Below are 24487 nucleotides of genomic sequence, written 5' to 3' on the forward strand. Positions count from 1 at the left end.
ACACGCTGCATTAAAGCAGGACACAACCCGCTTTAACGCAGCACGTATCAATTAACTGATTTGCGGCTCGCGGGCTTCTTCCCGGCAGCGGCGTACGCTCGTCGCCAGTTCACGCACCAAGCCGTGCACCTCGCTCACCGCCTCGTCACCGGTACTGGCCTGCTCGATACGGTCGACCAGCGCGGAACCTACCACCACGGCGTCGCTGAAGCGCCCGATGGTCGCGGCCTGTTCCGGGGTGCGAATACCGAAGCCCACGCCGATGGGTAGCCGGGTATGGCGTTTAAGATCGGCAACCGCGCGCTCGACATTTTCCGGCGTGGCCGCACCGGCGCCGGTCACACCGGCTACGGAGACGTAGTAGATAAAGCCGGAGGCATTGGCCAGCACTGTGGGCAGACGTTTGGCGTCGGTGGTGGGCGTGGCCAGGCGGATGAAGTCGATGCCGTGGCGGGCGGCGGGCTGGCAGAGCTCGTCGTCGTGCTCCGGCGGTAGATCCACCACGATCAGGCCATCCACTCCGGCGCGCGCGGCGTCGGTCAAAAAGCGCTCGACGCCGTAGCAGAAGATGGGATTGTAGTAGCCCATCAGCACGATCGGCGTGGTGGCGTTCTCTTCACGAAAGCGGCGCACCATCTCAAGGGTTTTGGCCTGGGTCTGGCCACCATCGAGCGCGCGCAGGGCGGCTTTTTGGATGGCGGGGCCGTCGGCCATGGGGTCGCTGAACGGCATGCCCAGCTCGATGATATCCACCCCCGCTTCCGGCAGGCCGTGCAGCAAACGCCGCGAGGTGTCGGCGTCCGGGTCGCCGGCGGTCAGGTAGCTGACCAGCGCCGGGCGGTTGTCTTCTTTTAGCGCGGCAAAGCAGCTTTCCAAGCGCGACGTGGCCTTATGGCGAGCAGCGTGACTCATTTGAATTTATCTCCGAGGTAGTGAGCGACGCTCATCATGTCTTTATCGCCCCGGCCGCTTAAGTTGACGACCATCAGGTGCTCGCGGGGAAGCGTGGGCGCGCGTTTGGCCACTTCGGCCAGGGCGTGGGCGGTTTCGAGCGCCGGGATGATGCCTTCTTGTTGGCAGCAAATCTGGAAGGCCTCGAGCGCTTCCTCGTCGGTGGCCGAGACGTACTCGACCCGGCCCTGCTCGTGAAGCCAGGCGTGCTCAGGGCCGATACCGGGGTAATCGAGCCCTGCGGAAATCGAGTGGGCGTCAATAATCTGGCCGTCCTCGTCTTGCAGCAAAAACGTGCGGTTGCCATGCAAAACGCCGGGCGTGCCGCCGTTGAGACTCGCCGCGTGTTTGCCCGAACTCACGCCCTTGCCGCCGGCTTCCACGCCAATCATCTGCACGCTGTCATCGCCAAGGAACGGGTGGAAAAGCCCCATGGCGTTGGAGCCTCCGCCGATGCAGGCCACCAGCGAATCCGGCAGGCGCCCTTCTTTCTCCTCCATTTGGCGGCGAGTTTCATGGCCGATCACCGCCTGGAAATCCCGCACCATGGCCGGGTACGGGTGGGGGCCCGCCACGGTGCCGATAATGTAGAAGGTGTCGTCGACATTGGTCACCCAGTCACGCAGGGCCTCGTTCATGGCGTCTTTCAACGTGCCGGTGCCGGAGGTGACGGGAATGACTTCCGCACCCAAAAGCTTCATGCGGAACACGTTGGGCTGCTGGCGTTCGATATCCGTGGTGCCCATGTAGATCACACACGACATTCCAAAACGCGCCGCCACGGTGGCGGTGGCCACACCGTGCATGCCCGCGCCGGTCTCGGCGATGATGCGCTTTTTGCCCATCTGCTTGGCCAGCAGCACCTGGCCGATGCAGTTGTTGATCTTGTGCGCGCCGGTGTGGTTGAGCTCTTCGCGCTTTAAGTAGATGCGGGCACCGCCAAAGTGCTCGGTCAGCCGCTCGGCGAAGTAAAGCGGGCTAGGACGGCCCACGTAATCGTTTTGAAAATAAGTAAGCTTTCGCTGAAATTCCGGGTCGTTCTTGGCTGCGGCGTACTCGTCCCGCAGCTCATTGATCAGCGGCATCAGCGTTTCTGCGACGAAACGGCCGCCGAAGCTTCCGAACATGCCGTTGCCATCGGGCAGGCTGGCGGGTGGAGTAAAGGGTTGGTTCATCACGACCTCGAATGCCGAAAGAGAAAGTAGTGCCATCCAAGCTAACCCGGGCACGCCGCGATAAAAATCGATAAGATATCGGTTACCTGTGAGCTTTAATCAACTTTTCCGAGATAATCATGCACCAGAGCCTGCCGCCTTTAAGCGCCCTGCGCGCATTCGAAGCCACTGCCCGGCTGGGTAGCGTAACCGCCGCCGCTAACGAGCTCAGCGTGACCCATGGCGCGGTTAGTCGCCAGCTCAAAAGCCTGGACGAACACTTCGGCACGGCGCTTTTTGGGAAGGCGGGCCGCGGCATTACGCTGACCCACCACGGCGAGACGCTGCAAAGCGGGCTGGGCGAGGCGTTTGGGCGGCTGCGCGATAGTTGCGCTCTTCTCAAGCGTGAAATTGAAGATGCCCCCTTCACCCTGGCCTGCCCGGGCAGCCTGCTGGCGCGCTGGCTGATCCCCCGGCTTGGCCGCCTGAAAAGCGCCCTTCCCGAGCTCAACCTGCAGGTGGTGGTCAGCGAAACCGAGCAGCTCGTCCAACAGAGCACCAGTGCAACGCTTGGCTTTATCGAGCCGCCCTGGCCCGTGCAGGGTGAGGTGATCGAGCTAATGGTCGAGGAGATTTGCGCGGTGGCCACCCCGGAGGTCGCCGCCCGCCTCGACCCTAACGCGTCCGCAACGCTTTATAACGCGCCGCTTCTCTACACCGCCTCGCGCCCCCAGGCCTGGCCCGCCTGGGCAAGCGCCAAGGGGCTCGAAGAGGGGCGTTTAAGCGAGGCGCTTACGAAAGGCCAGGGGTTCGATCACCTTTACTACCTGATGGAAGCCGCAGCCGCGGGGCTGGGCGTGGCCATTGCGCCCAAACTGCTGGTGGAGGACGACTTGAAAAGCGGACGGCTAGTAGCGCCCTGGGGCAGCGTGGAAACCCCTGCCCGGCTCTGTTTATGGCTGCCGCGCCAAACGAGCCCGCGGGCCGGTGATAGGCTGGCGGCCTGGTTCAAGCAGGCGCTGAACGAGCCAGCGCCTTGAAGCGTCAGTTGGCCTAAAGCGCGCGCCGCCACGCGGCCAGCGCCTGGATATCCGCCGGCGTAGTGCGGCAACACCCACCAATGCCGGAAGCGCCCGCGGCCAGCCACTGCTCGGCGCCCTGGGCAAGCCCGGAAGGCGCGCTGGTGTGATCGCAGGACGCCGGGTGCCAGGTTTTGGTCACCGGGTCGTATACCTCGCCGGAGTTGGGGTACACCAACACCGGCAAATCGCAGGCGTGCTTGATTGCCTTGATCAGCGATTCGATATGCGCAAGCCCGGTGCAGTTGACACCGATCGCCGCCACCCCCGGGCAGCCCGCCAGCGCCGCCGCACACGCCTCGATCGGCGTACCGTCGCTGATGTGTTCGCCATCCTTCGCCGAAAAGGTGATCCAGGCCTGAGCGCCGGGGTTTTCGGCCAGCAAATCGGTGATCGCCAGCGCTTCCTCCAGAGACGGCAGCGTTTCCACGGCCAGCACATCGGCGCCTGCTTTTAGTAGAAGTTCAAACCGTTCGCGGTGAAAGTCGACGAGCCCGGCGCGGTCCAGCTCATACCCGCCACGGTACTCGCTGCCGTCGGCAAGATAGGCGCCGTAAGGCCCGACCGAGGCCGCCACCAGCGGTTGGGGCCGGTCGGTTTGGCCGGGCTGCCACACCGCATCGCGGGCTTCACGGGCCAGCGTGACCGAACGCTGGATCAGCGCGCGCGCCTGCGCCTCGCTTAGCCCCGCCTGCATGAAACCGGGGATCGTTGCCTGGTAGCTTGCGGTAATCGCGCAGTCCGCCCCGGCTTCGAAATACGCCTGGTGCACCTGGCGAATCTTCTCCGGCGCCTGGCTTAAAAGGCGCGCCGACCACAGCGCGTCGTTGAGATCACAGCCAAGCGCCTCGAGCTCGGTGGCCAGCGCCCCGTCGATCACCATGAAAGGCGCATCCGCCAGCAGGGCCTTGATCGGGTTCGACTCGCTCATACGTTTTTCTCCCTGGCAGCTTTATCGGTGTTGGTTGAAGCTTGCGGCGCTGCGCGGTGGCGCACGTAGTGCACCAGGTAACAAAGCGCGATGAACGGCACGCCGAAGTAGAGTGCGACGCGCTGCTGCGGGTCAAAGGCAATACCGATGCACGCCGCCAGGCACGCCGCGAACGCGATCAGCGGCACCCAGGGGTAGAACGGCGTGCGGTAGACCAGGTCTTCAAGGCGGCCGCCTTCATGCAGGAACTGGCGGCGAAAGTTGAGCTGGCTGAGCGCAATCGCCATCCACACCACCACCACGGCCAGCCCCGAAATCGACACCAGCACCAGGTAGACGGTTTCCGGCGCGTAAACGCTCGAGAACAGCGCGCCGAAGCCGCCGATCATGCTGAGCAGCAGCGCGTTCATGGGAATACCGCGCTTGTTGAGCCGGCCAAGCGCCGGGGGAAGCGTGCCTTGATCGGAAAGCGTCCAAAGCATGCGCGATGAGGCGTAAAGCCCGGAGTTGGCCGCCGAGAGAAGCGCGGTGATGATCACGAAGTTCATGATGTCCGCCGCCCCCGGCACGCCCAGGCGCTGAAACACCGCGACGAACGGGCTTTGGCTCAGCCCGGCCTGGCTTTGCGGCAAGAGCGCGGCAATCACGATGATGGTGCCCACGAAAAACAGAATGAGCCGCCAAAGCGTGGCGCGGATCGCCTTGGGCACGTTGCGCCCCGGGTCGACGGTTTCACCGGCGGCAATGCCGATGAGCTCGGTACCGGAAAACGCAAACATCACCGCCAGCAAGGTGGTACCGATAGCCAACAGGCTCGGCGACATAGCGCCCTCGCCCCAAAAAGCCGAAAGCCCAGGGGATGCCACGCTAGCGCCGCTTGCATCCTGCAGCGGCACCCAGCCGATGATCGCGCCGGCGCCGACGATGACGAACACCACCACCGCGATCACCTTGATCAACGAAAGCCAGAACTCGGACTCGGCAAAAAAGCGCGAGGTAAAGGCGTTGACGCCAAACACGATAGCGGCGAATAGCCCGCTCCAGTACCAGCCGGGAATATCGGGAAACCAGCGCCCCATGAACACCGCCGCGGCGGTAAATTCCGAGCCTAGCGCCACCGTCCAGGTCAGCCAGTACATCCAGGCCACCATGTAGCCGGTACCAGGGCCGATATAGCGGCTGGCGTGGGCGCTGAACGCGCCGGAGTCCGGCATATGCACGGCAAGCTCGCCCAGGCACATCATCACAAGCCAGGCGACGATACCGCCCACCAGATACGCCAATACCGCGCCCGTGGGCCCGGCCTGCTGCACGGTATAGCCAGAGCTTAGAAAAAGCCCGGTACCAATGACGCCGCCCAGCGACAACATCACCAAATGGCGCGTCTGCATACTGCGCTTGAAGTGCGCGCCCTCTTGCTCACTCATGATCGATCCTGATATTTGCATAGCGGCCTCTGAAGGCCTGCGGTCCAACGGGTGTGGCGCGCTATATTAGTGCAAATTCAAGTGGTCAAAAAGGAATTAAAATCGAATCTTATATTCTTCGATAGCATACCAGGTACACTATTGGCCCGGCAGCAAGAGCGGCCAGCAGGTTGCTTTCAGTGATACCCGGCACGAACGGGCGAGCCCGGGTTGATCCGAGAAGGCCTACTAAAATACGCCTAGTGCTCTAGCACGACACCCTCCCAGCCGCGCTCTTCTACCAGCGCCTCGAGCCTGGGGGGCCGGTAGCTTTCGTCGCGCTCGAAACGGGTTTTGACACTAAAATGAATGGCCGTGGGCTTGCTTTCGTTGACCAGCGGACGGTCGAGCTTGCCTCTCAAACGGTACACGTGTTTACGCGATTCATTGAGCACCGCTTGACTGCCATCGGTCAGTTCCTCGAACAAATGAGGTTCGATGGCCAACCCCGCGGCCCGCGCTTCGTTTGCCATCCACTTAAGCGGCGTATCCGAGGCCTGCCGGCCGTTGTCATCCGGTGCTTTGCCGCCGCCTACGTCGCTATGCACGCCAGCAAACCACACCTGTTTCAAATCGATGCCTTCGCGGGCCTCCCAAAGCGTGGGCTCGAAGTCCTCGCGCTTTTCATCAACGGCAAGCGCATGGCGGGCGGTGGCGATATTGCTACCCATCTTGGTGTCGTAAAATTCGTGGTCGTGATTGAAGAGCCCACCCAACAGGCTCAGCGGTATACCGAGCGCGCCTACGGTGTCCCACACGCCAATGAAGTGAACCCGCCGCGAGGGGTGGCAATAGGCCTCGCGAAATGCCTTGGCGGCCTCCCCACCGGGCCAGTTTTCGTCAGCGTCGTCCCGGTACATCTCCCAGGCCTGGGTGATCCGGTCCGCCTCTGAGCGCTTCAGAATGCCGCAATTATTGATCAGCCCGCTCAAGGCACGCACGTTATAGGCGCCGCGGCTAAAGCCGAACAGGTAGATATCGTCGCCCGGGGCGTAATTTTGAACGATGTAGCGGTAGCCATCGATGATGTTCTTTTCGATCCCGGCGCCGGTCAGCGCGCCGGTCAGCCGATTATCGTGGGAGCCCACGCCCCAGCCGTAGGAGACGTGCTGGCGCGCCTCGCCGCTAAACGGCGAAATGGCCCGCGCCAGCTTCAATACGTTGGTCGGATGATCCTCTTCCAGGTCTTCTTCGGGCTGATTCCAGGTGCCGTCGGCACAGATGACGAGATTGGCCAAAGTGTCACTCCTTGACGCCCGGGCGAGTGAGCATCACCAGCGTTAACGCTGCCTACTGGTTCGAGGCGATCAGCGTGCCGCCGGCGGCCATGAACAGGCCGCCGGTCGCCCGGTTGAACCGCTTGTAGCGGCGCGGGCTTTGAAACCAGCGGCTAATGCTGGAGCCAAGACCCGCATAGGTCGACATAAGCGTGAAATCGATTGCAAGCCAGGTCAACGCAAGAATAATGAACTGAATGAACTGGGGTTGGCTCACATCGATGAAGTTGGGAAACAGCGCGGCAAAAAAGAGCAGATCCTTGGGATTGCTAATGCCCACGGTAAAGCCCCGACGAAAGAGCGTTTTCACCGACATCCCCGGGCGCCCCTCGGGCGTTGGATTTTCGAGCGCCAGGCCCGAGGCGTCCCGCCAGGCGGCAATGCCCAGGTAGATCAGATACGCCCCGCCTACGAGCTTCAGGATATAAAAGGCGTGTTCCGACGCCGCCAGAACCGCGCCCAAACCAAGCGAAGAAACCATCATCAACACCAGGGAGGCAGACACGCCGCCCAGCACCGTCGCGGTGGTCTGCTTTCGGCCGAATTTAAGCCCGTGGCTGGTGCATAAAAGTGCGACCGGGCCGGGAAAGATGATCAGGGCAAAAATAACGCCTACATAGGTCAACCAGGTCAGCGCGTCCACGCACGGCTCCTTGTGATCGGTTTGGGTGCGGCTTTTCAAGCCAAAGCGAATAACCTCTCATTCAACCACACCCCAAACCGGGTGTGGACTTAAACAAGCAAAAACTGATCTTTATTAAGACGACGTTACAGGCCTATTCCAACCCTTCGCCTCACCCACCTAAAAAGCGCAAGTGCTGATCGAGCGCCTGGCCGATGGGCGTGATGCGGGCCAGGCTGAGCCGCGGTTTGGAAAGCCCCTTAAAACCCTGTAGGGTCATTGATCGTATATTCAATAAAAGGATTGATCATGCAACGTCTTGCGATCGTTTCCCTGCCTTTGGGTCTTTTAGCAGGTGCTCTGGTTTCCCCAAGCGTGCTGGCCGACACCACGCCGCTGGAGCAACAGCTAAAGGATCTGCAGTCGTTTCAGGTCATTGCCCACCGCGGCGCCAGCGGCCATGCGCCGGAAAGCAGCATGGCCGCCTTGGAACTGGCCCACGAATGGGGCGCGGATTACCTGGAACTCGATATCCAGATGACCGCTGATGGCGAGCTGGTCGCTTTTCACGATGACACCCTCGAGCGTACCAGCGACGGCGAGGGACATATTAACGACCATACCCTGGCCGAGCTGAAAGAGCTGGATACCGGCGCCTGGTTCAACGAGGAAAACCCGGCGCTTGCCGATGAAGCCTTCGAAGGCGCGCAGATTCTCACGCTGGAAGAAGTACTCAACCGCTTCGGCGAGGATGCCCGGTTTTATCTGGAAACCAAGTCGCCGGAACTCAACCCGGGCGTAGAAGAGGGCCTGGTGCGCCGCCTGGAAGCGTACGACATGATTAATACCGGGCGCGTGCTGATTCAGTCCTTCGATCAGGAGAGCCTTCTCAAAATTCATGAGCTGAACGCGGATATTCCGCTGATTCAGCTGGTGTGGTACTCCCCGGAGGAAGATGACAGTGAACGCCTGGCCGAGTGGACAGGCGTAACGCCCGGGCCCGGTGAGATCAGCGACGAAGACTTCCAGGCGGTAGCCGAGTACGCGGTGGGCCTGGGCACCAACTACCTGTACGAAGGTTTCGAAGTGATCGACGAAGGCTTCGTGCGCCAGGCCCAGGGCAACGACCTGGCGGTGCATGTCTACACGGTCAACGACGTTGAGGAAATGCAACGGTTGCTCGACTGGGGCGTGGATGGTCTCTTCACCGACTACGCCGACCGGCTGATCGAGTTGACTGAATAACACCGGGAAAGTAACGCTGAAAAAGCGCTATTCTCAGCCGCCCAATCTCTCCTGATGGCGGCTGACCAGCTCGGCCAGAAACTCCGCCACGGCGCGAATACGCCCGCTCTGGGCAATATCGGCTTGGCTGACCAGGTAAATGGGTTGCGCTACGCCGATCTCTCTAGCGACACATACAAGCCCCGCGTTCAAGGCTACGATATGCGGCAGTACGGCCATGCCGAGCCCCGCCTTGGCCGCCGCTACCTGAGTGGCGATGGAGGTCGTAGTCAGCGCGGGCAGGCGCCCTTTCAGGGTGCGCTCACACCATTGGGCCGCTGGCAGGTGGGCATAATCATCCATCCAGGTAATGAAGGCCTCGTCGTCGAAGCCGCCAGGGTTACTGGAGCCAGCGCGCCTGGCGGCCACCTCCGCGTTGGCGTACACCCCATAGCCCAGCGTGCCCAACCGTCGGAGCGTCACGTTACCGCGCTCGGGCCTGACCATTCTAAGCGCGAGGTCGGCGTCGCGGCGGTGCAGGTTGACTGTGGTGATATCGGTGACCAGCTCCAACGTGATACCCGGGTACTGGCAGTAGAGCTCAGGGAGGGCGGGCAGTATCAGCTCGGTGGCCAAATTTTCCGCGGTGGCCAACCGCACTTTTCCGCTGATGGGAGTGTGCTGGGCCGCTCCCGAGGTGAACGCGGCGGCCGCCGCTTCCATCGCCTCGGCGTTTTCCAAAAGCCCCAATCCCTCTTCGGTGAGCCGATAGCCCGACTGAAGCCGGATAAACAGCGCCACATCGAGCGCATGCTCCAAGCGTTCGATGCGTCGGGAGAGCGTGGCAATGCCCAGATGAAGCTCCGCCGCCGCCCCGCTTAGCGTGCCGTTTCGCGCCACGGCCAAAAACGCCCGGGTGTCGTCCCACACCCAACTGCGCGGCAGGGTCTTTTCGACAGAGCCGCCTGGCCCGTTCTTTTGCCCCGTCATCTATAGCGCCTCGACCACCTGGGCGAGGTTTTCCCGGTGAGGGCCTTCGAGGGTTTTGAGCGGCAGCGGCAAACACGGCGCGCTGACCCGCCCCATTAGCTCCGCCGCGGTCGCGATGACCCTAAGGCTTCCATGTTCGCGAAAGAGCGCCCAGAGCGGCTCGAGCTCGCTGGACAGCCGCTGAGCTTTTTCGGTATTGCCTGTCTGGGCGGCGCGGGTAATGGCCAGCGCTTTTTCCGGAAGCAGACCGCCGAGCACCGAATACCAACCGTCGCAACCGGCAGTCAGGGCGGTGGCAGCGACGAAGTCGCCACTAATGCCAAGAGTGACATCGTCTGGAATCAAAGCGCGCAGCCGTGTGATGCGCGCACTAACCGCGTCGATATCGCCTGCCACTGGCGGTATCTTGATCGACTTCACCTGGGAGAGTTCGCCAATACGCCCATGCAGCTCGTCGCTGAAGGTGAAGTGCGTGGTACCGGGGTTGTCGTAGACACAGAGCGGCACGTCCAGCGTTTCGCACACTGCTTTGTAGTGCTCGAATACCTCCGCCTCGGTAAGCGTTTGATAGGATACCGGCGCCAGCAGCACGCCGCTCGCCCCGGCCTTCTGAGCGTCTTCCGCCAGTTCGATCACCTCGCGGGTGCGCAGCGCCCCAATGCCAATGAGGGCCGGCACATCGGCGGCGTTTTCCACCGCCAGCCGTGTAACGCGCTCGCGCTGCTCGCGGGATAGATACATGTAGCTGCCGGTCGAGCCCAGCACGCCGATAGAGTCCACCCGGGCAGCGGTCAGGCGCTGGATCAGGGCGACGAATTCATCTTCGCGAATCCCCTGCTCGTCCATGGGCGTTAACGGAAAGGCACTCAGGCCGGTGAACATGGGGTTCTCCTTCAGTATGAAACGAATGGGCGGGCTAATGTGCCTTGAAACGATAGCGCGGCTCGCCGGCCACGGGCAGGCGTACCGCGAATAGATCGCCCGACTCGGGGTAGCGTTCGAGCTCCTCCGCGCTCATGCCAAACCGGGCGGAGGTCACGAAAAGCGTCTTCATGTCGTCGCCCCCGAAGCAGCAGCTGGTGGGCCGGGGCACGGGCGCCGGTAATCTATCGGTCAGTTCACCATAAGCGTCATAGCGCAGCAAGCAGGCGCCGTTGAACTGGCACACCCAGATGCCGCCCTCCACATCCATGGCGAGCCCGTCGGGTCGCCCAAGATGAGCTGGGGTCTCCGCGAAGGTAGCGATATTGCTCAGGGCGCCGGTGCTCGGCGAGTAGTCCGCCTGCAGAATGCGCCGCGCCACGGAGTCCACGAAGTAAAGGCTCCCCGCCCGGTTCCACGCCAGGCCGTTGGGCAGGCCCATGCCCTCATGAATGCGCGTGGGCGTTAGCCGCTCATCGAAGCTGTAAAGCCGTCCGCTTCCGCTTGCGTGGTCTTGATCCATCAAACCGCTCACGAAGCGCCCCTGGGGGTCGCAGGCGCCGTCGTTGAAGCGGTGATTCGGGGCCGTGCTTACCGTCTCCGAGGTTCGGGTAACGTGACGAGTCTGACGGTCGAGCAGCGCGACCCGCGAGCCTTCGGCGAATATCAGATCACCGGTTTCGGTGAGCGCCAGCGCGCCGATGGGCTGGCTTGACGTGTAGCGCGTCTGAAGCCCGCCGCCTGGCTCAAAAGCGTGTAGGCGCCCGCCAGTAATATCGACGAAATAGAGCGTGCCGGTGCGCTCATCCCAGACCGGGCTTTCGCCAAGCTCGGCCCCCACCTCTGCCCATCGGCTCAGGTTACCGATATGCATGGGCGCGCTCCTTGATCGCGTTCCACCGCTCGGCCACCTCGTCGATGCTGACCGCACGCACGCGGTTCAAATCCCGCGGGTAGTCGACGCCGACGTTCTCCTCGAACCGGGTGGCGCTGAACTGGCCGTTGCTGGCGCGCAGAATATAGCCGCTGTCCCGGCACGACTCGCTTGCCAGATACAACACCCCCGGCGTCACCCATTCGGGCTTGAGATCCGACGGTGTACCGGTTTCGCCCCACATGCGCGTTCTGGCCACCGGCGAGACGGCGTTCACCAAAATGGCGTGCTCCGCGCCCTCGAAAGCCAACGCATTCATGAGGCCGACCTGGGCCATCTTGCCCGCCGAGTAGGCGGCCAGGCCCTTCTGGCCGTAGCCCAAATACATGGCACGGTCAGACGTGGTCAGCACGATGCGCGGGGCCGAAGACATCTTGAGATAAGGCCAGGCGTGTTTGGCAAGCCAGGTCGGCGCCCAGACATTGATGGCCAGCGAGCGCTCGAGAAACGCCGCCCCGGCGTGCTCAATTGCCTGGTAGCCGACCCAGCCGGCGTTGTGGATGATGATATCCAGCCCACCGAACGTGGCCTGGGTGCGCTCGATGAGCGCCCGACACTCGGCTTCCTCCTCCAGCGACCCATGGTGGGCGATGACGCGATACCCTTCCCGCGCGAGCGCCGCCGCTGCCTTTTCGACCACAGTGGCGTCGCTGCCGTCGCCGTCCCGGCCAGCCCCGCTATCGCTGATCACGACGTTCGCCCCGGCGCGGGCGAGCTCCCGGGCGTAGGCCCAGCCGAGCCCCCGGCCGCCGCCGGTAATGATGGCTGTCCTGCCTTGAAATGACATGATTCGTCTCCTCGATCTGGCGTGTATGAACACCATCAAGGTACGCTTTGAATCATTTTTATCTAATATTAATCGCAAGCGCATGTGATACGTACACGATATTACCGATGGCGCTAACGATCATTTAAAGTATCAGGATCGCGGCCCCTACTGACGAGACCCTTCAATGATCGAAATCCGCCTGCTCAAGCAGTTCATCGTCGTGGCGGAAGAACTCCATTTTCACCGGGCCGCCGCGCGGCTACACATGGCTCAGCCGCCCTTGAGCCAGGCCATTTCGAGGCTCGAAGAGCGCCTGGGCTTTGCGCTTTTTCTCCGCAGCCGGCGAAGCGTGACCCTGACCCCGGCCGGCCGCGCGTTTCTCGATACCGCTTACGCCACCTTCGAGCAACTCGATAGCGGCATTAGCCGGGCGCGCCGCGTGGCCCAGGGCGTGGCCGGAAAGCTGACGGTGGCCACGATATCGCTTGCCGGCTACGCCCCGGTGCTCGAGGCGCTGCGCGACTTTCGCACCACCCTGCCCGAGGTAGAGCTCGTCATTCGCGAAATGCCTTCGGCTAGTCAACGCGATGCGCTGTTATCCGGTGAGGTGGACGTGGCGCTGATGCGCGAATTGCCGCTGCCGCCGATGATCGAATCCCGCCAGGTACTGAAAGAGGAGATCAAACTGGCACTGCCCGCTGACCACCCGGGCGCGGCTAGTGCCGCCAGAGGCGGGCCGGTTGCGTTAAGCGCGTTTGCCAAGGCCGATTTCGTGTTCACGCCGCGCGCCCTGGGGCCGGGCTACCACCACCGGCTGATGGCGCTTTGCCAGGCGGCGGGGTTCTCTCCCGTCATCAAGCAGGAGGCCGCTCAGCTTCATACTTTGCTGGGGCTGGTAGCCAGCGGGCTGGGCGTTGCGCTGGTGCCCGCCTCGCTCGCGCGATCAATACGTTTGGACGGGGTCGTGTTTTGCGCGCTGGCGCCGCTTTCGGGCGGGCCCGATTCGACTCTGGCGCTCAACGTGAATTGGCATCGCGAGAACACTTCACCACTGGTCGAGGATTTCATCGGCCGGCTCGCGTTTCAGGTGGGTGAAAAGGTTCTACCCCTTTAGCCGCTCTTCGTGGGTTTTGACGTAATCGGGGTTGATCAGCTTGCGAAGCCTCAAACACAGGAAATAGACCAGCGACCCGGCGGCGAAGGCGATGGCAATGGGCACGAAGATGGCCAACAACCCGGTAAATAACCCGAGCCCGTAAGCATCAGCGAGCGGAACCGAGTAACGGATCATCAGCACCAGGCTCAACAGTATCGAAGGCCCGATGATCAACGCGTGGGCCAGGAAGTAGCGATAGAAATAGTGTCGGCCGTATCGGGTATAGACACCGTCGATGTCGACCTTGATCTCATCCCCCTCCTCGCTCGTAAGCTTGAGCAGTATGGCCTCGCGCTTTTTTCTCAACGCCAGTGGCGCCCCGTCGGGCGTCTCAAAAGATAGCTCGACCACGTGCGCCTCGAAGGGCTTCCCGACGAAGAACATGAAAATAACTTCCGTATCCAGTGGCCGAATGAACTCGAAGTCGCCGATACTATGGAAATACAGAGTGGTTCTGCCGTTATAGGTGGCATAGCTGACCGCCTGCTGCTCCATTACGCCCTTGATCATCTTCACCTGAGTAGCCGTTTTGAGCCTTCGCTTGGTGCCTTCGCGGATCATCCCTCGCGCGACATACCCCAGAAGCCCTGTCGTGGCCGTCGCGATCAAAAAGCCCACGATCTGAAAGCGGATCAAAAGCCCCAGCGTGAGCACTAAAAGCGCGATGCCCATCAGCCCGAAAACGGCGCCGACCAGTGCGGTGACGTGAAGCCCCATTCGCTTGTAAAGCGCCACCTGCCTTACGTGAAACCGCTCGTATGCCGTCATGTCACGCTGACCAAGCGTCTTCACCTCGTCACTTGCGGCGTCGTTGTTGGTTACCTGTTTTTTCATGATTTCTGGTGTCTATTTTTCGTGCTTATTCCTTCGAGCCTAACCCTTGAGCATCTCTTCCAGCGTGAGATCGACATAGTCGGCATCGAGCCCTTTTCTGAGTTTCTTGTAGAGATACTCGAGCAATGCGTATATCAGGCCCCCGGCGATGATTGATGCCACGACGATTCCCATTAACGCCCAAAAAGTGAAGATTTCGTACTTGAAGATGAGGTAAAAGCCAAGCCCGAGGCACAGGAGCATGGGCGGGCCACTTAGAAGGTTGAAGCGCCAGGCATCGCGTTTGAACATCTTTCGCCCGTACTTCTCGAAGGCGCCGTTCAAGTCGATTTGGTCGTTGAGGTTGAACAGCAGCGCCTCCTCAATCCCCTCATACCGCTTGCTCAGGTTCAGCGGTGGATACATCCGCAAAAAAAGCGCATGTACATCGATGACCCGGCCATGGCACTTTTCGAGAAGGTAGTACGACCCCGGCGGGCCGTGCAGCAGGGCATTGCCGATGTAGTACTCGTTTACGTAGCTGACCCCGCCGGTGTTGCTGGGCACGCGCTTTTTACGAATGGTCAGGATACCCCGGATGATGGAGACGCGCGGGTCGAAGCGCACGCGGCGTTTATAGCCCAGCCAGAACATCCAGATACCGGCCATCATCGGCCCAAGCGTCAGAAACGCGATGAGCGAAAATCCGATCCAATCGAGCGTTAGCGACCCCATGCTGAAGGCGATCGGCAGCCCCGCCCCCATGCAAAACGTGATGACGCCGCTGCCCATCAAAAACCAGAAGAGGTAGCGATGCCCGGCCACGACTTTTTTCGCATAGGCGTATTCGTGGTCGGTCATCAAGCGCTCGTCGATGATCGCGCCGTGATACTTCATTGAAAGCCTCTCACCGGCCGTGGTGTCGAATCACTCGTATCTTGAAGATAAAAGCCTTGATCAGCTTTTGAAGGGCCGGTGCTTTTCATACAGAAATTCGACGGAGTGCTCGAAGAGCTCCTGAATATGCGTTTTGGCGGTATCGGGCGTCACGAGATAGAAGTGTCGGATCAGCGCCTGACGGCCCAGAAGATTGAAAACGCCTTTTTTAGCGACGATGGAAAGATCGAGAATGCCCTTGTCCGCCTCGACGGGAATGAAATGGTAGTGCGCGTGCTGGCCCTTGAGATCGCCCAGCAGGAACTCCAAACCGCCCCCTTCGCCCAGCTCCTCGAACATTTCGGCTTCGCGCTGATAGGGGTACTCATCGATGATGTCGCTCGCTGTCTCGAAGCGGTCGGTAGTAATCCGGCGATGAACGAACTCGCGATCATCGGTGTGGTGGGAATAAACAATCTGGACCATCGAGCAGCCTGCGGGTGGATATAATTAAGCGGCTCATTATATACCATCATCCCCCGCAGGCCGAGCCAGTATCAGGGCTGACCACTGCCCCCTGCCGCGCCATACACGTGCCCGGTGGTGAAGCTCGATTCCTGGGAGGCGAGCAGCACGTACACCCCGGCAAGCTCCGCTGGCTGGCCGGGGCGGCCGAAGGGTGTGTCTTCGCCGAAGTTCTGCACCGCGTCGTCCGGCTGGCCGCCGCTGGGCTGCAGCGGTGTCCAGAACGGGCCCGGTGCTACGGCGTTGACGCGAATGCCCTGCTCGGCGACCTGTTTGGCCAGGCCTTTGGTGAAGGCGATGATCGCCGCCTTGGTCATGGAGTAGTCGAGCAGTACCTTGGGCGGGTCGTAGGCCACCACCGAGGAGGTGTTGATGATCGCCGCCCCCGCTTCCAGATGCTCCATCGCCGCCTGGGTGATCCAGTACATGGCGTAGAGGTTCGTCTTCATGGTGGCGTCGAAGTCGTCGTGGGAGATATCGGTGATCGACGGCTTCCACTGCTGACGCGCGGCGTTGTTGACCAGAATATCCAGCCCGCCCAGGCGCTCCACCGCGGTCTCGACCAGCTCCCGGCAGAATGCCTCGCTTTGAATGTCGCCGGGAATCGCCACCGCCGTGCGCCCTTCCGCCTCGATCAGCTCGATCACTTCGCGCGCGTCGGACTCCTCCGCTTCGAGATAGTTGATCGCCACGTCAGCGCCTTCCCGGGCGTAGGCAATGGCGGCGGCGCGTCCGATACCGGAGTCCCCGCCGGTAATCAGCGCCCGGCGCCCTTCCAGGCGGCCGCTGCCCCGGTAGCTCTCTTCACCGTGGTCCGGGCGCGGCTCCATTTCGCTTGCCAGGCCCGGCCACTCCTGTGGCTGTTCGGGAAACGGCGGTGCCGGGTACTGGCTGGTGGGGTCCTGCATTTTGAGCGCTTCGCTTGCGCCTTCGCCCCCGTTGGACCCCGCGCGGGACTGACTTGAAGCAGTCGATGACTGACCAAAGGCGGGCGTGGCCATGGCTGCGGCGACCCCGGTGGCCAGGCCGCCAACCACTTTACGCCGTGTCGGGTCGAACGTGTTGATAGGCTTCATCGTAACCTCCTTGTCCAAAGTCATTGCGGCCCGATTGCGTAACTCGAGCGCGGTCCCGTTCGTACAGGCACTCTATTGACTTTAGTCTTGATCGAGGAAATCACAAACTCACCCAGAGTGGATGGGCCGCGCGGCGAGAGCGGTGTGACCCCAGCGGCCCAGGTATCAAGGTGCGGCGGGCGTTACGCGAACAAGGCGCCCCTGGGGGCTATCGGTGAGTAGATAAATCGCGCCGTCCGGGCCGGTACGGACATCGCGGATGCGCTCGTCGAGCTCGCCAAACAGGCCTTCGACATCGTCGGCTTCGCTGGCATCATCGGAGAGCGTAACGCGGCGCACTTGTTGGTCCACCAGCGCGCCGACCAGCAAGTCGCCCTGCCACTCGGGGAACAGTTCGCCGTCGTAGCGGGTCATGCCCGACGGCGCAATCGAAGGCGTCCACTCGAGAAGCGGTGACTCGGTGCCGGGATACTCGGTAAACGGCGTGACCCGGGCGCCGGTGTAGTCGAGCCCCGTGGTGGCGATCGGCCAGCCGTAATTGGCGCCGGGGGCGATGATGTTGATCTCGTCACCGCCGCGCGGCCCGTGTTCGTGGGTGATGATGCGGTTATCGCGGTCGACCACCAGGCCCTGAACGTTACGGTGGCCAAAACTGTAGATTTCCGGGCGGACGCTTTTATCATTCACGAACGGGTTGTCCGCCGGGACGCTGCCGTCGCGATTCAAACGCACGATCGTGCCGATATGATTGGCGTTGTTTTGCGCCTGCTCGCGGTAGTCGAACCCATCGCCCAGGGTCAAAATGAGCGTGTCATCGGCAAGCCAGGCCAGGCGCCCGCCAAAGTGGGCAGCGCCGCGTTTGGCGGGGCTTACGCGAAAAATCTCCTCCACCGGCTCCAGCGTTTCACCTTCCAGGCGGGCGCGGGCAAGGCAGGTGTGGTTGGCCTCCTCCTCGCCACAGGCGTAGCTTAGAAAAAGCGTTCGATCCTGGCCAAAGCGGGGCGAAAGCAGCACGTCGAAAAGCCCGGATTGGCCGGCGGCGTATACCGCCGGGACATTCTCGATAGCGGACAGGAGTTCCCCCTCCGGGGTTAAAAGCCGCAGACGACCGGGGCGTTCGGTCACCAGCATGTAGCCATCGGGTAAAAAGGCCAGCGACCAGGGATGCTCCAGGCCTTCGGTGAGGGTCTCCAACTGGTAGGCCGGTGTGGCGCTTTGGGCCAGCGCCGGCGGCGGCGTAGCCAGCACAGGGCTTGTGGAGGTTAAAAGGATCGCCGCCGTTTTAGCCGCTTGCGCCGCGTGGCGGTGGTAATGGCCGCGCCCGCGCAACAGTGCCAGTACCAGCCCGGCAAACCCCGCGCTCGAGAGCATGGCGACGAAGCCAAGCGTTGTGCGGGTCGCGGCTATGAGGGTGGGCATCGGCGCAAAATAGTTCACCAAATGGAAGGTAATGAACAGCGCCGTAATCGCCAGCAACGGGCAAAGCAGCAGCCGGTAGCGGCCGGCCCACAGCAGCCGGGAGGTAAAAAGCGCCACGCTTTGGGAGACGATGAACCCGACGGAAAACAACAGCGCATACACCGGCGAAAAGGTCACCAGGTCCCAAAGTGTCGTCATCCCGCGCCGGAAAGCGGATATGTCGACGCCCATGTGCCCAAGCGCCGCTAGATTGATTTGAGTTTGGATAACGCTGCCCAACACAATACCCGCCAGCAGCGCGATGGCGAAATGGATGAGAATACGGGACCAGGTAGGTCTTTTGCGCATGGTAAGGGCCTTTCAGGGCGTGGCGGGCGCCACGCGAGAGATGGTCTTTTACACTAGCGCAATCGTCGCAGGTTTTTAATACGCCGGGTCAACGCAGCGGGCTAACGTAACTGGCTATCCTTACTGCCGCGGCGGTTGTAGCCGCTGGCACTGGTGGCCTTTTTATCCTCGGCGGCTTGGCAGGCGATGCAAAGCTTGACGCCGGGCAGGGCCTTGCGCCGCGGCTCGGGAATCGGTTCGAGACACTCCTCGCAGTGCGTGTTGCTCTCGCCGCTCGGTAGTTGGCTTCGCGCCCGCTCGACACCATCTTCCAGTGTGCTCTCGATTTGCTCTTGCTCGGCGCCATCTTTTGCCCATCCACCGGCCATGGTGACTCTCCTTTGTCATGGTCGCCGCACTCAAGGCGCGGCGGTATCGATTCTTTTTTAGTGTAGCGCCCGCCAGCGATCTGCGCTTTAAACTCATGCAAGCGGATGGGGCGGCGCCCGCTCGCGGTTCACGCCCATAAAGGGGTACGCCCTATCGCAAGTCGGCATTAGCTTAATACACATTCGTCTATTTTCGTCATACGTAAAAGCCTATAAGCTTAATAATCAATCGTTAATAAAAAGTGTTTTGGAGGGCACCATGTCCAACGTTGCTGACGCGCGAATGCGTGGATGTATGCCGCCCAAGGGGGCATCCCAAAGGTTTGCCGAGCGATGCATGAAATGCGCTTTCAACCGATTTATGGCGTGATCACGCCTTTCTTGAAAAACGGGGTGACGAGTGCTGCGGGCATCGCGCTGTTTTTGGCGCTTTGGCTATGTTTAAGCGATGTCCACGCTCAAACCCGGGCATCCGAAGATATACTGCTGGTGACGCATCCCGGGGTGAGCACTTCCAGCCTAAGCCGCGATGGCGTTCGCGCCCTCTTTTCCCTGCGCCAGCAAACCTGGCCGGATGGGCGCGTGGTTCAGGTGTTCGTGCTGCCTAACCGCCACCCGGCGCACACGCGCTTCGCTAAAGAGTGGCTGGATGTTTATCCGCATCAGCTCCAGCTTGCCTGGGATCGGGTCGCGTTTTCAGGTATGGGAGCAGCGCCCCACCGCGTGCGCGATTTACCCGAAATGCGTGAAAAACTGGCCACGACGCCGGGCGCACTTGGCTATCTCGAACGACGCTGTGTGGATGACACGGTTCACGTTATTTCCATCGATTAACACCGCCTTCCAGGCGCGCACGGCAAGCCAACACGGGATACGCTCTTGTGACATTTTTCACGACGCCTAGGCGTTGGTTACCGGGAAACGACAATTCATGCAGCCTACGGTACCTCGGCGAGCGCCCCGCTGGTTAAGTTTGACATGGCGGGTAGTGGCTCTTAGCAGCCTTTTGCTGCTGGCATTGATGGCGCTTTTTGTATGGCTTGGGCAACACTACTTGACCCGCCAGTTGGAATCCGCACGCCAGGAGCAGCACGAGCGCCAGCAGCGCGAGATACACCTGGCCATGCAGCGCTCGAGCAATAGTCTGCGTCAGCTAACGGGGCTGGCGGCGGCCGCACCCGAGCTTGGCGCGGCGCTAGAAAGCGGCAGCGAAAGCCAGCTGCGCGCGCTGTTGAGCGCCCAATGGCCAACGCTGCAGCTTGAAGGCGGCGTGGACAATGTTTTCGTCTTCGATCGATTGGGGGACCAGGTACTTCACTTCGGCGTGGGAGACGAAGCGCCGATCTTCCCCGCTCGGCGCTGGATCAATGACGTCCTCACCATGGAAGCGCCACTGACCCGGCTTCGCTGCGCGCTGACGTGCCAGCAATTTGCGGCGGTGCCGGTACTGCTGGAGGGGCAAAGCAGCGGCGTGGTGATCTTTTCCCGGGATTTGGCCGACGTAATGCGCGAAGTCAAAGCGGTATCGGGCAGCGACCTCGCACTAATGGTGACCGGCGGCGCGGAGACCCAAAACGCAGCGCCGGCGCGTAACATTCCCGAATGGGAGGGCCGCGTTATCGCCATGACCCATTTGGAGCAGGCCCTGCCCGTCATCGAAAGCGTTGCGAAAAAAGTCCCTATCTACCGGCTGGTGAATGCCCCCTACAGCGTCGAGCACGATAACCGTCACCTGGAAGTCAGCGCGGTCTATATGCAGGACGACGGTGACTGGCGCAGTACAGGCTACTTTTTACTGGTCGCCGACACGTCACTACAGATAGCCTCCATTCGAACCGCGACCCAAACCCTGCTGCTGGTCGGCGTTATCGGTTGGGTACTGGCGGAGCTTTTACTGCTGATCATCTTGCTCGGACCGATGGGCAGGCTTCGCCACGTGGCGCATTTGCTCCCTTCGCTGGCCCGCGGCGAGTTCGAAAACGTGCAGGGCATGCTGTTACCCGCCCCCGCGCGCTGGCGCAACGAGATCGACGTGTTGGAAGAGGCAACGCGGGCGCTGGCGCTGCAGCTACAGGCGTTGGAAAACGATGTAAAAGAGCGCAGCGACGAGCTCTGCGTACGTGTGGACGAACTCGCCTGCGAACGCGATTTCGTCAATAGCCTGCTCAATACCGCTCAAGTCTTCATTGTCGGCCAGGACCGCCAGGGCTATATCCGTCTGGCCAACAGTTTTACCCACGAGGCCCTGGGCTGCCAGGAAGGGGCACTGATCGGCCGGCATTTCAACGCGGTGTTCAATCAGCCCGAGCCGATGCCGGCCCCGGTTTTGGAGCGCGCTCATCCAAGCCCAGCGGGCAGCGATGAGCGGCCGGGGCCTGAAGAGAGCACGTTTGAAGCGCTCGACAAGCGTCGTACTACCGTTGCTTGGTATCACGCGCCGCTTCAGCACGCCGCCGACGGGGCCCTGGCGTTTATTACCGTGGGGTTGGATATTACCCAGCGCAAGGCCGCCGAGGCGCGCCTGGTGTGGCTTGCCGAACGCGATACCACGACCGAGCTTCACAACCGGCGTTACTTTTACGAGGCCCTTGTAAAAGCGCTCGAGGAGCACGCCGAGGTCGCCGTTTTACTGCTCGACCTGAACCGCTTCAAGGAGATCAACGAGCTCAGCGGCCACCACGTCGGTGACCGGCTGCTCAGGAAAGTCGCCTTTACGCTTAGCGCCAACCTGGGTCAGCGCAGTACCATTGCGCGCCTGGGCGGCGACGAGTTTGCGCTGCTGATGAGCGATATTTCGAGCGAACAGGCGATCCGTGTGGCCGAGTATGTCATCCAGCTCATCAACGCCATCGATTTCAACGCCGCCGGGCGCAAGCACCATATTGGCGCAAGCGTGGGGATTGCGCTCTCCCCCTTGCACGGCAGTACGCCGGCCGATCTTTTAGCCAGCGCCGATATCGCCATGTACAAAGCCAAGGAGCGCGGCGACCCCCACTGGTACGTACTCTCGACCGCGGACGACGCCCGGGGCGAACTTCAAGAGCGGGTGTACTGGGTCGAGCGGCTTCGCCAGGCCCTGGACAACGACGCGTTCGATATCTGGGTGCAACCCATCGTGTGCCTGGCGGATCATTCCGTTAAGCACTATGAAGCGCTTCTGCGGATGCGCGGCGCCAATAATAGCCTCGTGCTGCCCGCGCACTTCATCCCTATCGCCGAGCAAAGCGGGCTGATCACCCAGTTGGACCGGTGGGTGATTCATCACAGCCTGAAAGCGCTTGGCACGCTTCAAGCCCACGGCATTTCGCTGGCGCTCAACCTCTCCGGCCAGTCGCTTCACGACCAGGAGCTGAGCCAGTACTTGACCGAGGAGCTGCACACCCACCGGGTCGACCCCTGCCACCTGATATTGGAAGTCACCGAAACCGCTGCGATCACCGATTTTTCGGCTGCTCATAACGTGCTTCAAAAGCTTCGCGAACTGGGCTGTAAAACGGCGCTGGACGACTTCGGCGTCGGTTTTAGCAGCTTCCACTACCTGGGGCAGCTACCGGTGGACTACATCAAGATCGACGGCTCCTTCATCCGCAACCTGCTGACCAACCCGGACAGCCAAACCATCGTCAAAGCCATTGCCGATATCGCCAAAGGCTTTGGCAAGCAGACCATTGCGGAATTCGTCGACCAGCCGGCACTGCTTCCACTTTTGCAGGCCCACGGCATCCACTACGCCCAGGGCTTTCACCTGGGCAAGCCGATACCGCTGGCCACCCTATTGAATGACTTGTCGCCAACCTGAGCGCCGGCCATGGCGGGGCCGAGGCCAGGGTGTTACTTCATTTCGAAACCGCGCTCGATGAGAAATTCGCGCATATGGGCGCGCAGCTTGGTATCGAACAGCGGCGTCAGATTGTGCGACCAATCGGTGTCCTTGTTGGCACTGCTACGCGCCTGGTAGTACGCCTTCATGGTCTCATCGAACGCCTCGACCTGGTCGCGGTCTTCGCTGTAGTAGTCTTCCTTGAGCACCGCTTCGACGGGCAGACGCGGCTTCACCTCGGGGATCTGATCCGGCTCGGGATAGCCGATGCACATGCCAAACACCGGGTAGACGTGCTCGGGCAGGCGTAAAAGCTCGCTGACCGCGGCGGGATTATTGCGCAAGCCACCGATATAGCAGATGCCCAGGCCTTCCGACTCCGCAGCGACGGCCACGTTTTGTGCGACCAGCGCGGCATCCACGGTGGACACCAGTAGCTGTTCGGTCATGCCACGGACGACTTTCGCCCCGGTACGCTCGGCGGCTTCGGTGGGCCGTTTCATATCGGCACAGAAGACCAAAAACGTCGACGCCTGGTGGATATAAGGCTGCCCACCGGCAAGCTCTGCGAGCTTTTCGCGGTTTTCCGGCGCCTTAACGTGAATGATGCTGTACGCCTGCACGTGGCTGGAGGTCGCCGCGCCCTGGCCCGCTTCGATCAGCTCGACCAAAAGCTCCCGGGAGATCGACTGATCGCGAAACTTGCGAATCGAGCGGTGAGACGTCATTAACTTGATCGTGTCGTTCATACTTCCTCGATGCGGATACGAATTCGAAAATCGGCCTTCTACAGTAGAAATCCCATCCTACAGTGAGGCCATAACGTAGCAAAAATAGAGCAAGGTAGCGTTAATTGCTTGCTCATCACGCCGCCGGTAGCGGACTATACTGTGCTTGGAACACACTTTCTCTTTTTACGCTCGGAAGCCCACCATGTCCGATACCTTTGAAGATCAACATCAGCAAGGCCCGGGCCAGCGCTGGAATGCCCAGGATTACGCCGAGCACGCAAGCTTCGTGCCGGCGCTTGGCAACGACGTGCTGGATCTTCTGGCCGCCAGGCCTGGCGAGCGTATTCTCGACCTTGGCTGCGGCGACGGCGCCTTGACCGAGCGTATCAGCCAGCTGGGTGCCGACGTCGTCGGCGTGGACGCCGCCGAAGAAATGGTCGAAGCCGCCCGTCAGCGCGGTCTCGATGCCAGGCACATCGACGGCTACCAGCTCCCCTTCGATCAAGAGTTCGATGCGGTATTCAGCAACGCCGTTCTGCACTGGATGCTCGACCCGCAAACGGTGCTGGCTTGCATCAAGCGCGCGCTGAAACCTGGCGGGCGTTTCGTGGCCGAGTTTGGTGGTCACGGTAACATCGCCGCGATTTGCACCGCGCTGATCGCAGCGCTCCAGTTTCGTGGCATCAGCGCCCGGGGCCGCCATCCCTGGTATTTCCCTACCGCCCAGGAGTATACCCACCTGCTCGAAACCGTCGGCTTCAAGGTCGATAGCATCGAACTGGTAGCCCGCCCCACGCCGCTGCCCACCGGCATGACCGGCTGGCTCGACACCTTTGCCGGGCCCTTTCTGCACGGCCTCGATGAGAACATGAAGAACACCGTGGTGGATAACACCCTGAATCTTCTTTCTCATAGTTTGAGCGACGGCCAGGGCCACTGGAGCGCCGACTATGTGCGCCTGCGCGTCGTCGCCCACCTGCCTGAGGCTTAAAAAGCGTTTTGCAAAACGCTACGTAAAAAACCGCCCACACGAGGTG

At 61.5% G+C, this 24487-nt stretch carries 23 protein-coding genes; 6 read left to right on the plus strand and 17 right to left on the minus strand.

The features are described 5' to 3' along the window. Window positions 1-51 precede the first annotated feature (51 nt). Together trpA and trpB are read right to left on the minus strand one after the other, a co-directional pair. The gene (trpA, locus tag ACWHXT_RS12010) at window positions 52-912 is read right to left on the minus strand and encodes a tryptophan synthase subunit alpha (RefSeq protein WP_447956006.1); all 861 of its coding nucleotides are present in this window, start codon (window positions 910-912) and stop codon (window positions 52-54) included. After that, window positions 909-2126 (minus strand): tryptophan synthase subunit beta, encoded by a 1218-nt coding sequence (gene trpB / locus ACWHXT_RS12015; RefSeq protein WP_447958039.1) that lies wholly within the window; start codon window positions 2124-2126, stop codon window positions 909-911. The genes trpA and trpB overlap by 4 nt, the downstream gene beginning before the upstream one ends. A 119-nt stretch (window positions 2127-2245) precedes the next feature. On the opposite strand from trpB, the gene ACWHXT_RS12020 reads away from it, so the two are divergent. After that, complete coding sequence (locus ACWHXT_RS12020; protein WP_447956007.1) at window positions 2246-3145, plus strand: LysR family transcriptional regulator; 900 nt, start codon at window positions 2246-2248, stop codon at window positions 3143-3145. Window positions 3146-3158: 13 nt separating this feature from the next. Here ACWHXT_RS12020 and mmuM read toward each other — a convergent pair whose 3' ends face one another. From mmuM to ACWHXT_RS12040, 4 genes are all read right to left on the minus strand, one after another. Continuing rightward, window positions 3159-4115 carry a homocysteine S-methyltransferase gene (gene mmuM, locus ACWHXT_RS12025; protein ID WP_447956008.1) on the minus strand — a complete coding sequence of 319 codons (957 nt, stop codon included), beginning with the start codon at window positions 4113-4115 and terminating at the stop codon, window positions 3159-3161. Continuing rightward, window positions 4112-5542 carry an amino acid permease gene (locus tag ACWHXT_RS12030; RefSeq protein ID WP_447956009.1) on the minus strand — a complete coding sequence of 477 codons (1431 nt, stop codon included), beginning with the start codon at window positions 5540-5542 and terminating at the stop codon, window positions 4112-4114. The genes mmuM and ACWHXT_RS12030 overlap by 4 nt, the downstream gene beginning before the upstream one ends. Before the next feature lie 239 nt (window positions 5543-5781). Next, window positions 5782-6819 (minus strand): DUF2235 domain-containing protein, encoded by a 1038-nt coding sequence (locus tag ACWHXT_RS12035; protein WP_447956010.1) that lies wholly within the window; start codon window positions 6817-6819, stop codon window positions 5782-5784. Between the two features lie 52 nt (window positions 6820-6871). Continuing rightward, complete coding sequence (locus ACWHXT_RS12040; RefSeq protein ID WP_447893863.1) at window positions 6872-7501, minus strand: LysE family translocator; 630 nt, start codon at window positions 7499-7501, stop codon at window positions 6872-6874. Between the two features lie 288 nt (window positions 7502-7789). On the opposite strand from ACWHXT_RS12040, the gene ACWHXT_RS12045 reads away from it, so the two are divergent. Next, complete coding sequence (locus ACWHXT_RS12045) at window positions 7790-8725, plus strand: glycerophosphodiester phosphodiesterase (RefSeq protein ID WP_447956011.1); 936 nt, start codon at window positions 7790-7792, stop codon at window positions 8723-8725. 33 nt (window positions 8726-8758) lie between these two features. Here ACWHXT_RS12045 and ACWHXT_RS12050 read toward each other — a convergent pair whose 3' ends face one another. From ACWHXT_RS12050 to ACWHXT_RS12065, 4 genes are read right to left on the minus strand one after another with little or no spacing between them, the layout of a single operon-like run. Next, window positions 8759-9694, minus strand: a complete 936-nt coding sequence (locus ACWHXT_RS12050) for a LysR family transcriptional regulator (protein ID WP_447956012.1) — start codon at window positions 9692-9694, stop codon at window positions 8759-8761. Then, window positions 9695-10576, minus strand: coding sequence for a dihydrodipicolinate synthase family protein (locus ACWHXT_RS12055; RefSeq protein ID WP_447956013.1), 882 nt, complete (start codon window positions 10574-10576; stop codon window positions 9695-9697). Between the two features lie 34 nt (window positions 10577-10610). Beyond that, entirely contained in the window at window positions 10611-11489 is an 879-nt protein-coding gene (locus tag ACWHXT_RS12060; protein WP_447956014.1) for an SMP-30/gluconolactonase/LRE family protein, read from the minus strand. After that, entirely contained in the window at window positions 11476-12336 is an 861-nt protein-coding gene (locus tag ACWHXT_RS12065; RefSeq protein ID WP_447956015.1) for an SDR family NAD(P)-dependent oxidoreductase, read from the minus strand. The genes ACWHXT_RS12060 and ACWHXT_RS12065 overlap by 14 nt, the downstream gene beginning before the upstream one ends. Before the next feature lie 166 nt (window positions 12337-12502). Here ACWHXT_RS12065 and ACWHXT_RS12070 point away from each other — a divergent pair, with 166 nt between their 5' ends. Then, window positions 12503-13432, plus strand: coding sequence for a LysR substrate-binding domain-containing protein (locus ACWHXT_RS12070; protein WP_447956016.1), 930 nt, complete (start codon window positions 12503-12505; stop codon window positions 13430-13432). On the opposite strand, the gene ACWHXT_RS12075 is transcribed toward ACWHXT_RS12070, so the two are convergent. The 6 genes from ACWHXT_RS12075 to ACWHXT_RS12100 form a co-directional block, all read right to left on the minus strand. Continuing rightward, window positions 13421-14308, minus strand: a complete 888-nt coding sequence (locus tag ACWHXT_RS12075) for a hypothetical protein (protein WP_447956017.1) — start codon at window positions 14306-14308, stop codon at window positions 13421-13423. The genes ACWHXT_RS12070 and ACWHXT_RS12075 overlap by 12 nt on opposite strands. A 39-nt stretch (window positions 14309-14347) precedes the next feature. Continuing rightward, window positions 14348-15184: a hypothetical protein gene (locus tag ACWHXT_RS12080; RefSeq protein ID WP_447956018.1), complete on the minus strand. Its 837-nt coding sequence runs from the start codon at window positions 15182-15184 to the stop codon at window positions 14348-14350. A 60-nt stretch (window positions 15185-15244) separates the two neighbouring features. After that, window positions 15245-15649 carry a hypothetical protein gene (locus ACWHXT_RS12085; RefSeq protein ID WP_447956019.1) on the minus strand — a complete coding sequence of 135 codons (405 nt, stop codon included), beginning with the start codon at window positions 15647-15649 and terminating at the stop codon, window positions 15245-15247. Window positions 15650-15720: 71 nt separating this feature from the next. Next, window positions 15721-16764 (minus strand): SDR family oxidoreductase, encoded by a 1044-nt coding sequence (locus ACWHXT_RS12090; RefSeq protein ID WP_447926556.1) that lies wholly within the window; start codon window positions 16762-16764, stop codon window positions 15721-15723. Between the two features lie 165 nt (window positions 16765-16929). After that, complete coding sequence (locus tag ACWHXT_RS12095) at window positions 16930-18531, minus strand: PQQ-dependent sugar dehydrogenase (protein WP_447956020.1); 1602 nt, start codon at window positions 18529-18531, stop codon at window positions 16930-16932. Between the two features lie 101 nt (window positions 18532-18632). Next, window positions 18633-18899: a DksA/TraR family C4-type zinc finger protein gene (locus ACWHXT_RS12100; RefSeq protein WP_447956021.1), complete on the minus strand. Its 267-nt coding sequence runs from the start codon at window positions 18897-18899 to the stop codon at window positions 18633-18635. A gap of 342 nt (window positions 18900-19241) precedes the next feature. On the opposite strand from ACWHXT_RS12100, the gene ACWHXT_RS12105 reads away from it, so the two are divergent. Beyond that, on the plus strand, window positions 19242-19733 hold the full coding sequence (locus ACWHXT_RS12105; RefSeq protein WP_447956022.1) for a hypothetical protein: 492 nt from the start codon (window positions 19242-19244) through the stop codon (window positions 19731-19733). Window positions 19734-19887: 154 nt separating this feature from the next. Then, a complete protein-coding gene (locus tag ACWHXT_RS12110; RefSeq protein WP_447956023.1) occupies window positions 19888-22698 on the plus strand; it encodes an EAL domain-containing protein in 2811 nt (936 codons plus the stop codon). 32 nt (window positions 22699-22730) lie between these two features. Here ACWHXT_RS12110 and nfsA read toward each other — a convergent pair whose 3' ends face one another. Continuing rightward, window positions 22731-23468 (minus strand): oxygen-insensitive NADPH nitroreductase, encoded by a 738-nt coding sequence (gene nfsA / locus ACWHXT_RS12115; RefSeq protein WP_447926559.1) that lies wholly within the window; start codon window positions 23466-23468, stop codon window positions 22731-22733. Window positions 23469-23652: 184 nt separating this feature from the next. Between nfsA and ACWHXT_RS12120 the strand changes: the two genes are divergently transcribed. Then, on the plus strand, window positions 23653-24441 hold the full coding sequence (locus ACWHXT_RS12120) for a class I SAM-dependent methyltransferase (RefSeq protein WP_447956024.1): 789 nt from the start codon (window positions 23653-23655) through the stop codon (window positions 24439-24441). Window positions 24442-24487 lie beyond the last annotated feature (46 nt).

The sequence above is a fragment of the Vreelandella halophytica genome, assembly GCF_968193635.1.

Bases quoted from the DNA above. Each gene is read 5' to 3' on its own strand.
- trpA (WP_447956006.1), bottom strand. From the start codon at position 912: ATGAGTCACGCTGCTCGCCATAAGGCCACGTCGCGCTTGGAAAGCTGC.
- trpB (WP_447958039.1), bottom strand. From the start codon at position 2,126: ATGAACCAACCCTTTACTCCACCCGCCAGCCTGCCCGATGGCAACGGC.
- ACWHXT_RS12020 (WP_447956007.1), top strand. From the start codon at position 2,246: ATGCACCAGAGCCTGCCGCCTTTAAGCGCCCTGCGCGCATTCGAAGCC.
- mmuM (WP_447956008.1), bottom strand. From the start codon at position 4,115: ATGAGCGAGTCGAACCCGATCAAGGCCCTGCTGGCGGATGCGCCTTTC.
- ACWHXT_RS12030 (WP_447956009.1), bottom strand. From the start codon at position 5,542: ATGAGTGAGCAAGAGGGCGCGCACTTCAAGCGCAGTATGCAGACGCGC.
- ACWHXT_RS12045 (WP_447956011.1), top strand. From the start codon at position 7,790: ATGCAACGTCTTGCGATCGTTTCCCTGCCTTTGGGTCTTTTAGCAGGT.
- ACWHXT_RS12050 (WP_447956012.1), bottom strand. From the start codon at position 9,694: ATGACGGGGCAAAAGAACGGGCCAGGCGGCTCTGTCGAAAAGACCCTG.
- ACWHXT_RS12055 (WP_447956013.1), bottom strand. From the start codon at position 10,576: ATGTTCACCGGCCTGAGTGCCTTTCCGTTAACGCCCATGGACGAGCAG.
- ACWHXT_RS12060 (WP_447956014.1), bottom strand. From the start codon at position 11,489: ATGCATATCGGTAACCTGAGCCGATGGGCAGAGGTGGGGGCCGAGCTT.
- ACWHXT_RS12065 (WP_447956015.1), bottom strand. From the start codon at position 12,336: ATGTCATTTCAAGGCAGGACAGCCATCATTACCGGCGGCGGCCGGGGG.
- ACWHXT_RS12070 (WP_447956016.1), top strand. From the start codon at position 12,503: ATGATCGAAATCCGCCTGCTCAAGCAGTTCATCGTCGTGGCGGAAGAA.
- ACWHXT_RS12075 (WP_447956017.1), bottom strand. From the start codon at position 14,308: ATGAAAAAACAGGTAACCAACAACGACGCCGCAAGTGACGAGGTGAAG.
- ACWHXT_RS12080 (WP_447956018.1), bottom strand. From the start codon at position 15,184: ATGAAGTATCACGGCGCGATCATCGACGAGCGCTTGATGACCGACCAC.
- ACWHXT_RS12085 (WP_447956019.1), bottom strand. From the start codon at position 15,649: ATGGTCCAGATTGTTTATTCCCACCACACCGATGATCGCGAGTTCGTT.
- ACWHXT_RS12090 (WP_447926556.1), bottom strand. From the start codon at position 16,764: ATGAAGCCTATCAACACGTTCGACCCGACACGGCGTAAAGTGGTTGGC.
- ACWHXT_RS12095 (WP_447956020.1), bottom strand. From the start codon at position 18,531: ATGCGCAAAAGACCTACCTGGTCCCGTATTCTCATCCATTTCGCCATC.
- ACWHXT_RS12100 (WP_447956021.1), bottom strand. From the start codon at position 18,899: ATGGCCGGTGGATGGGCAAAAGATGGCGCCGAGCAAGAGCAAATCGAG.
- ACWHXT_RS12105 (WP_447956022.1), top strand. From the start codon at position 19,242: ATGCGCTTTCAACCGATTTATGGCGTGATCACGCCTTTCTTGAAAAAC.
- nfsA (WP_447926559.1), bottom strand. From the start codon at position 23,468: ATGAACGACACGATCAAGTTAATGACGTCTCACCGCTCGATTCGCAAG.
- ACWHXT_RS12120 (WP_447956024.1), top strand. From the start codon at position 23,653: ATGTCCGATACCTTTGAAGATCAACATCAGCAAGGCCCGGGCCAGCGC.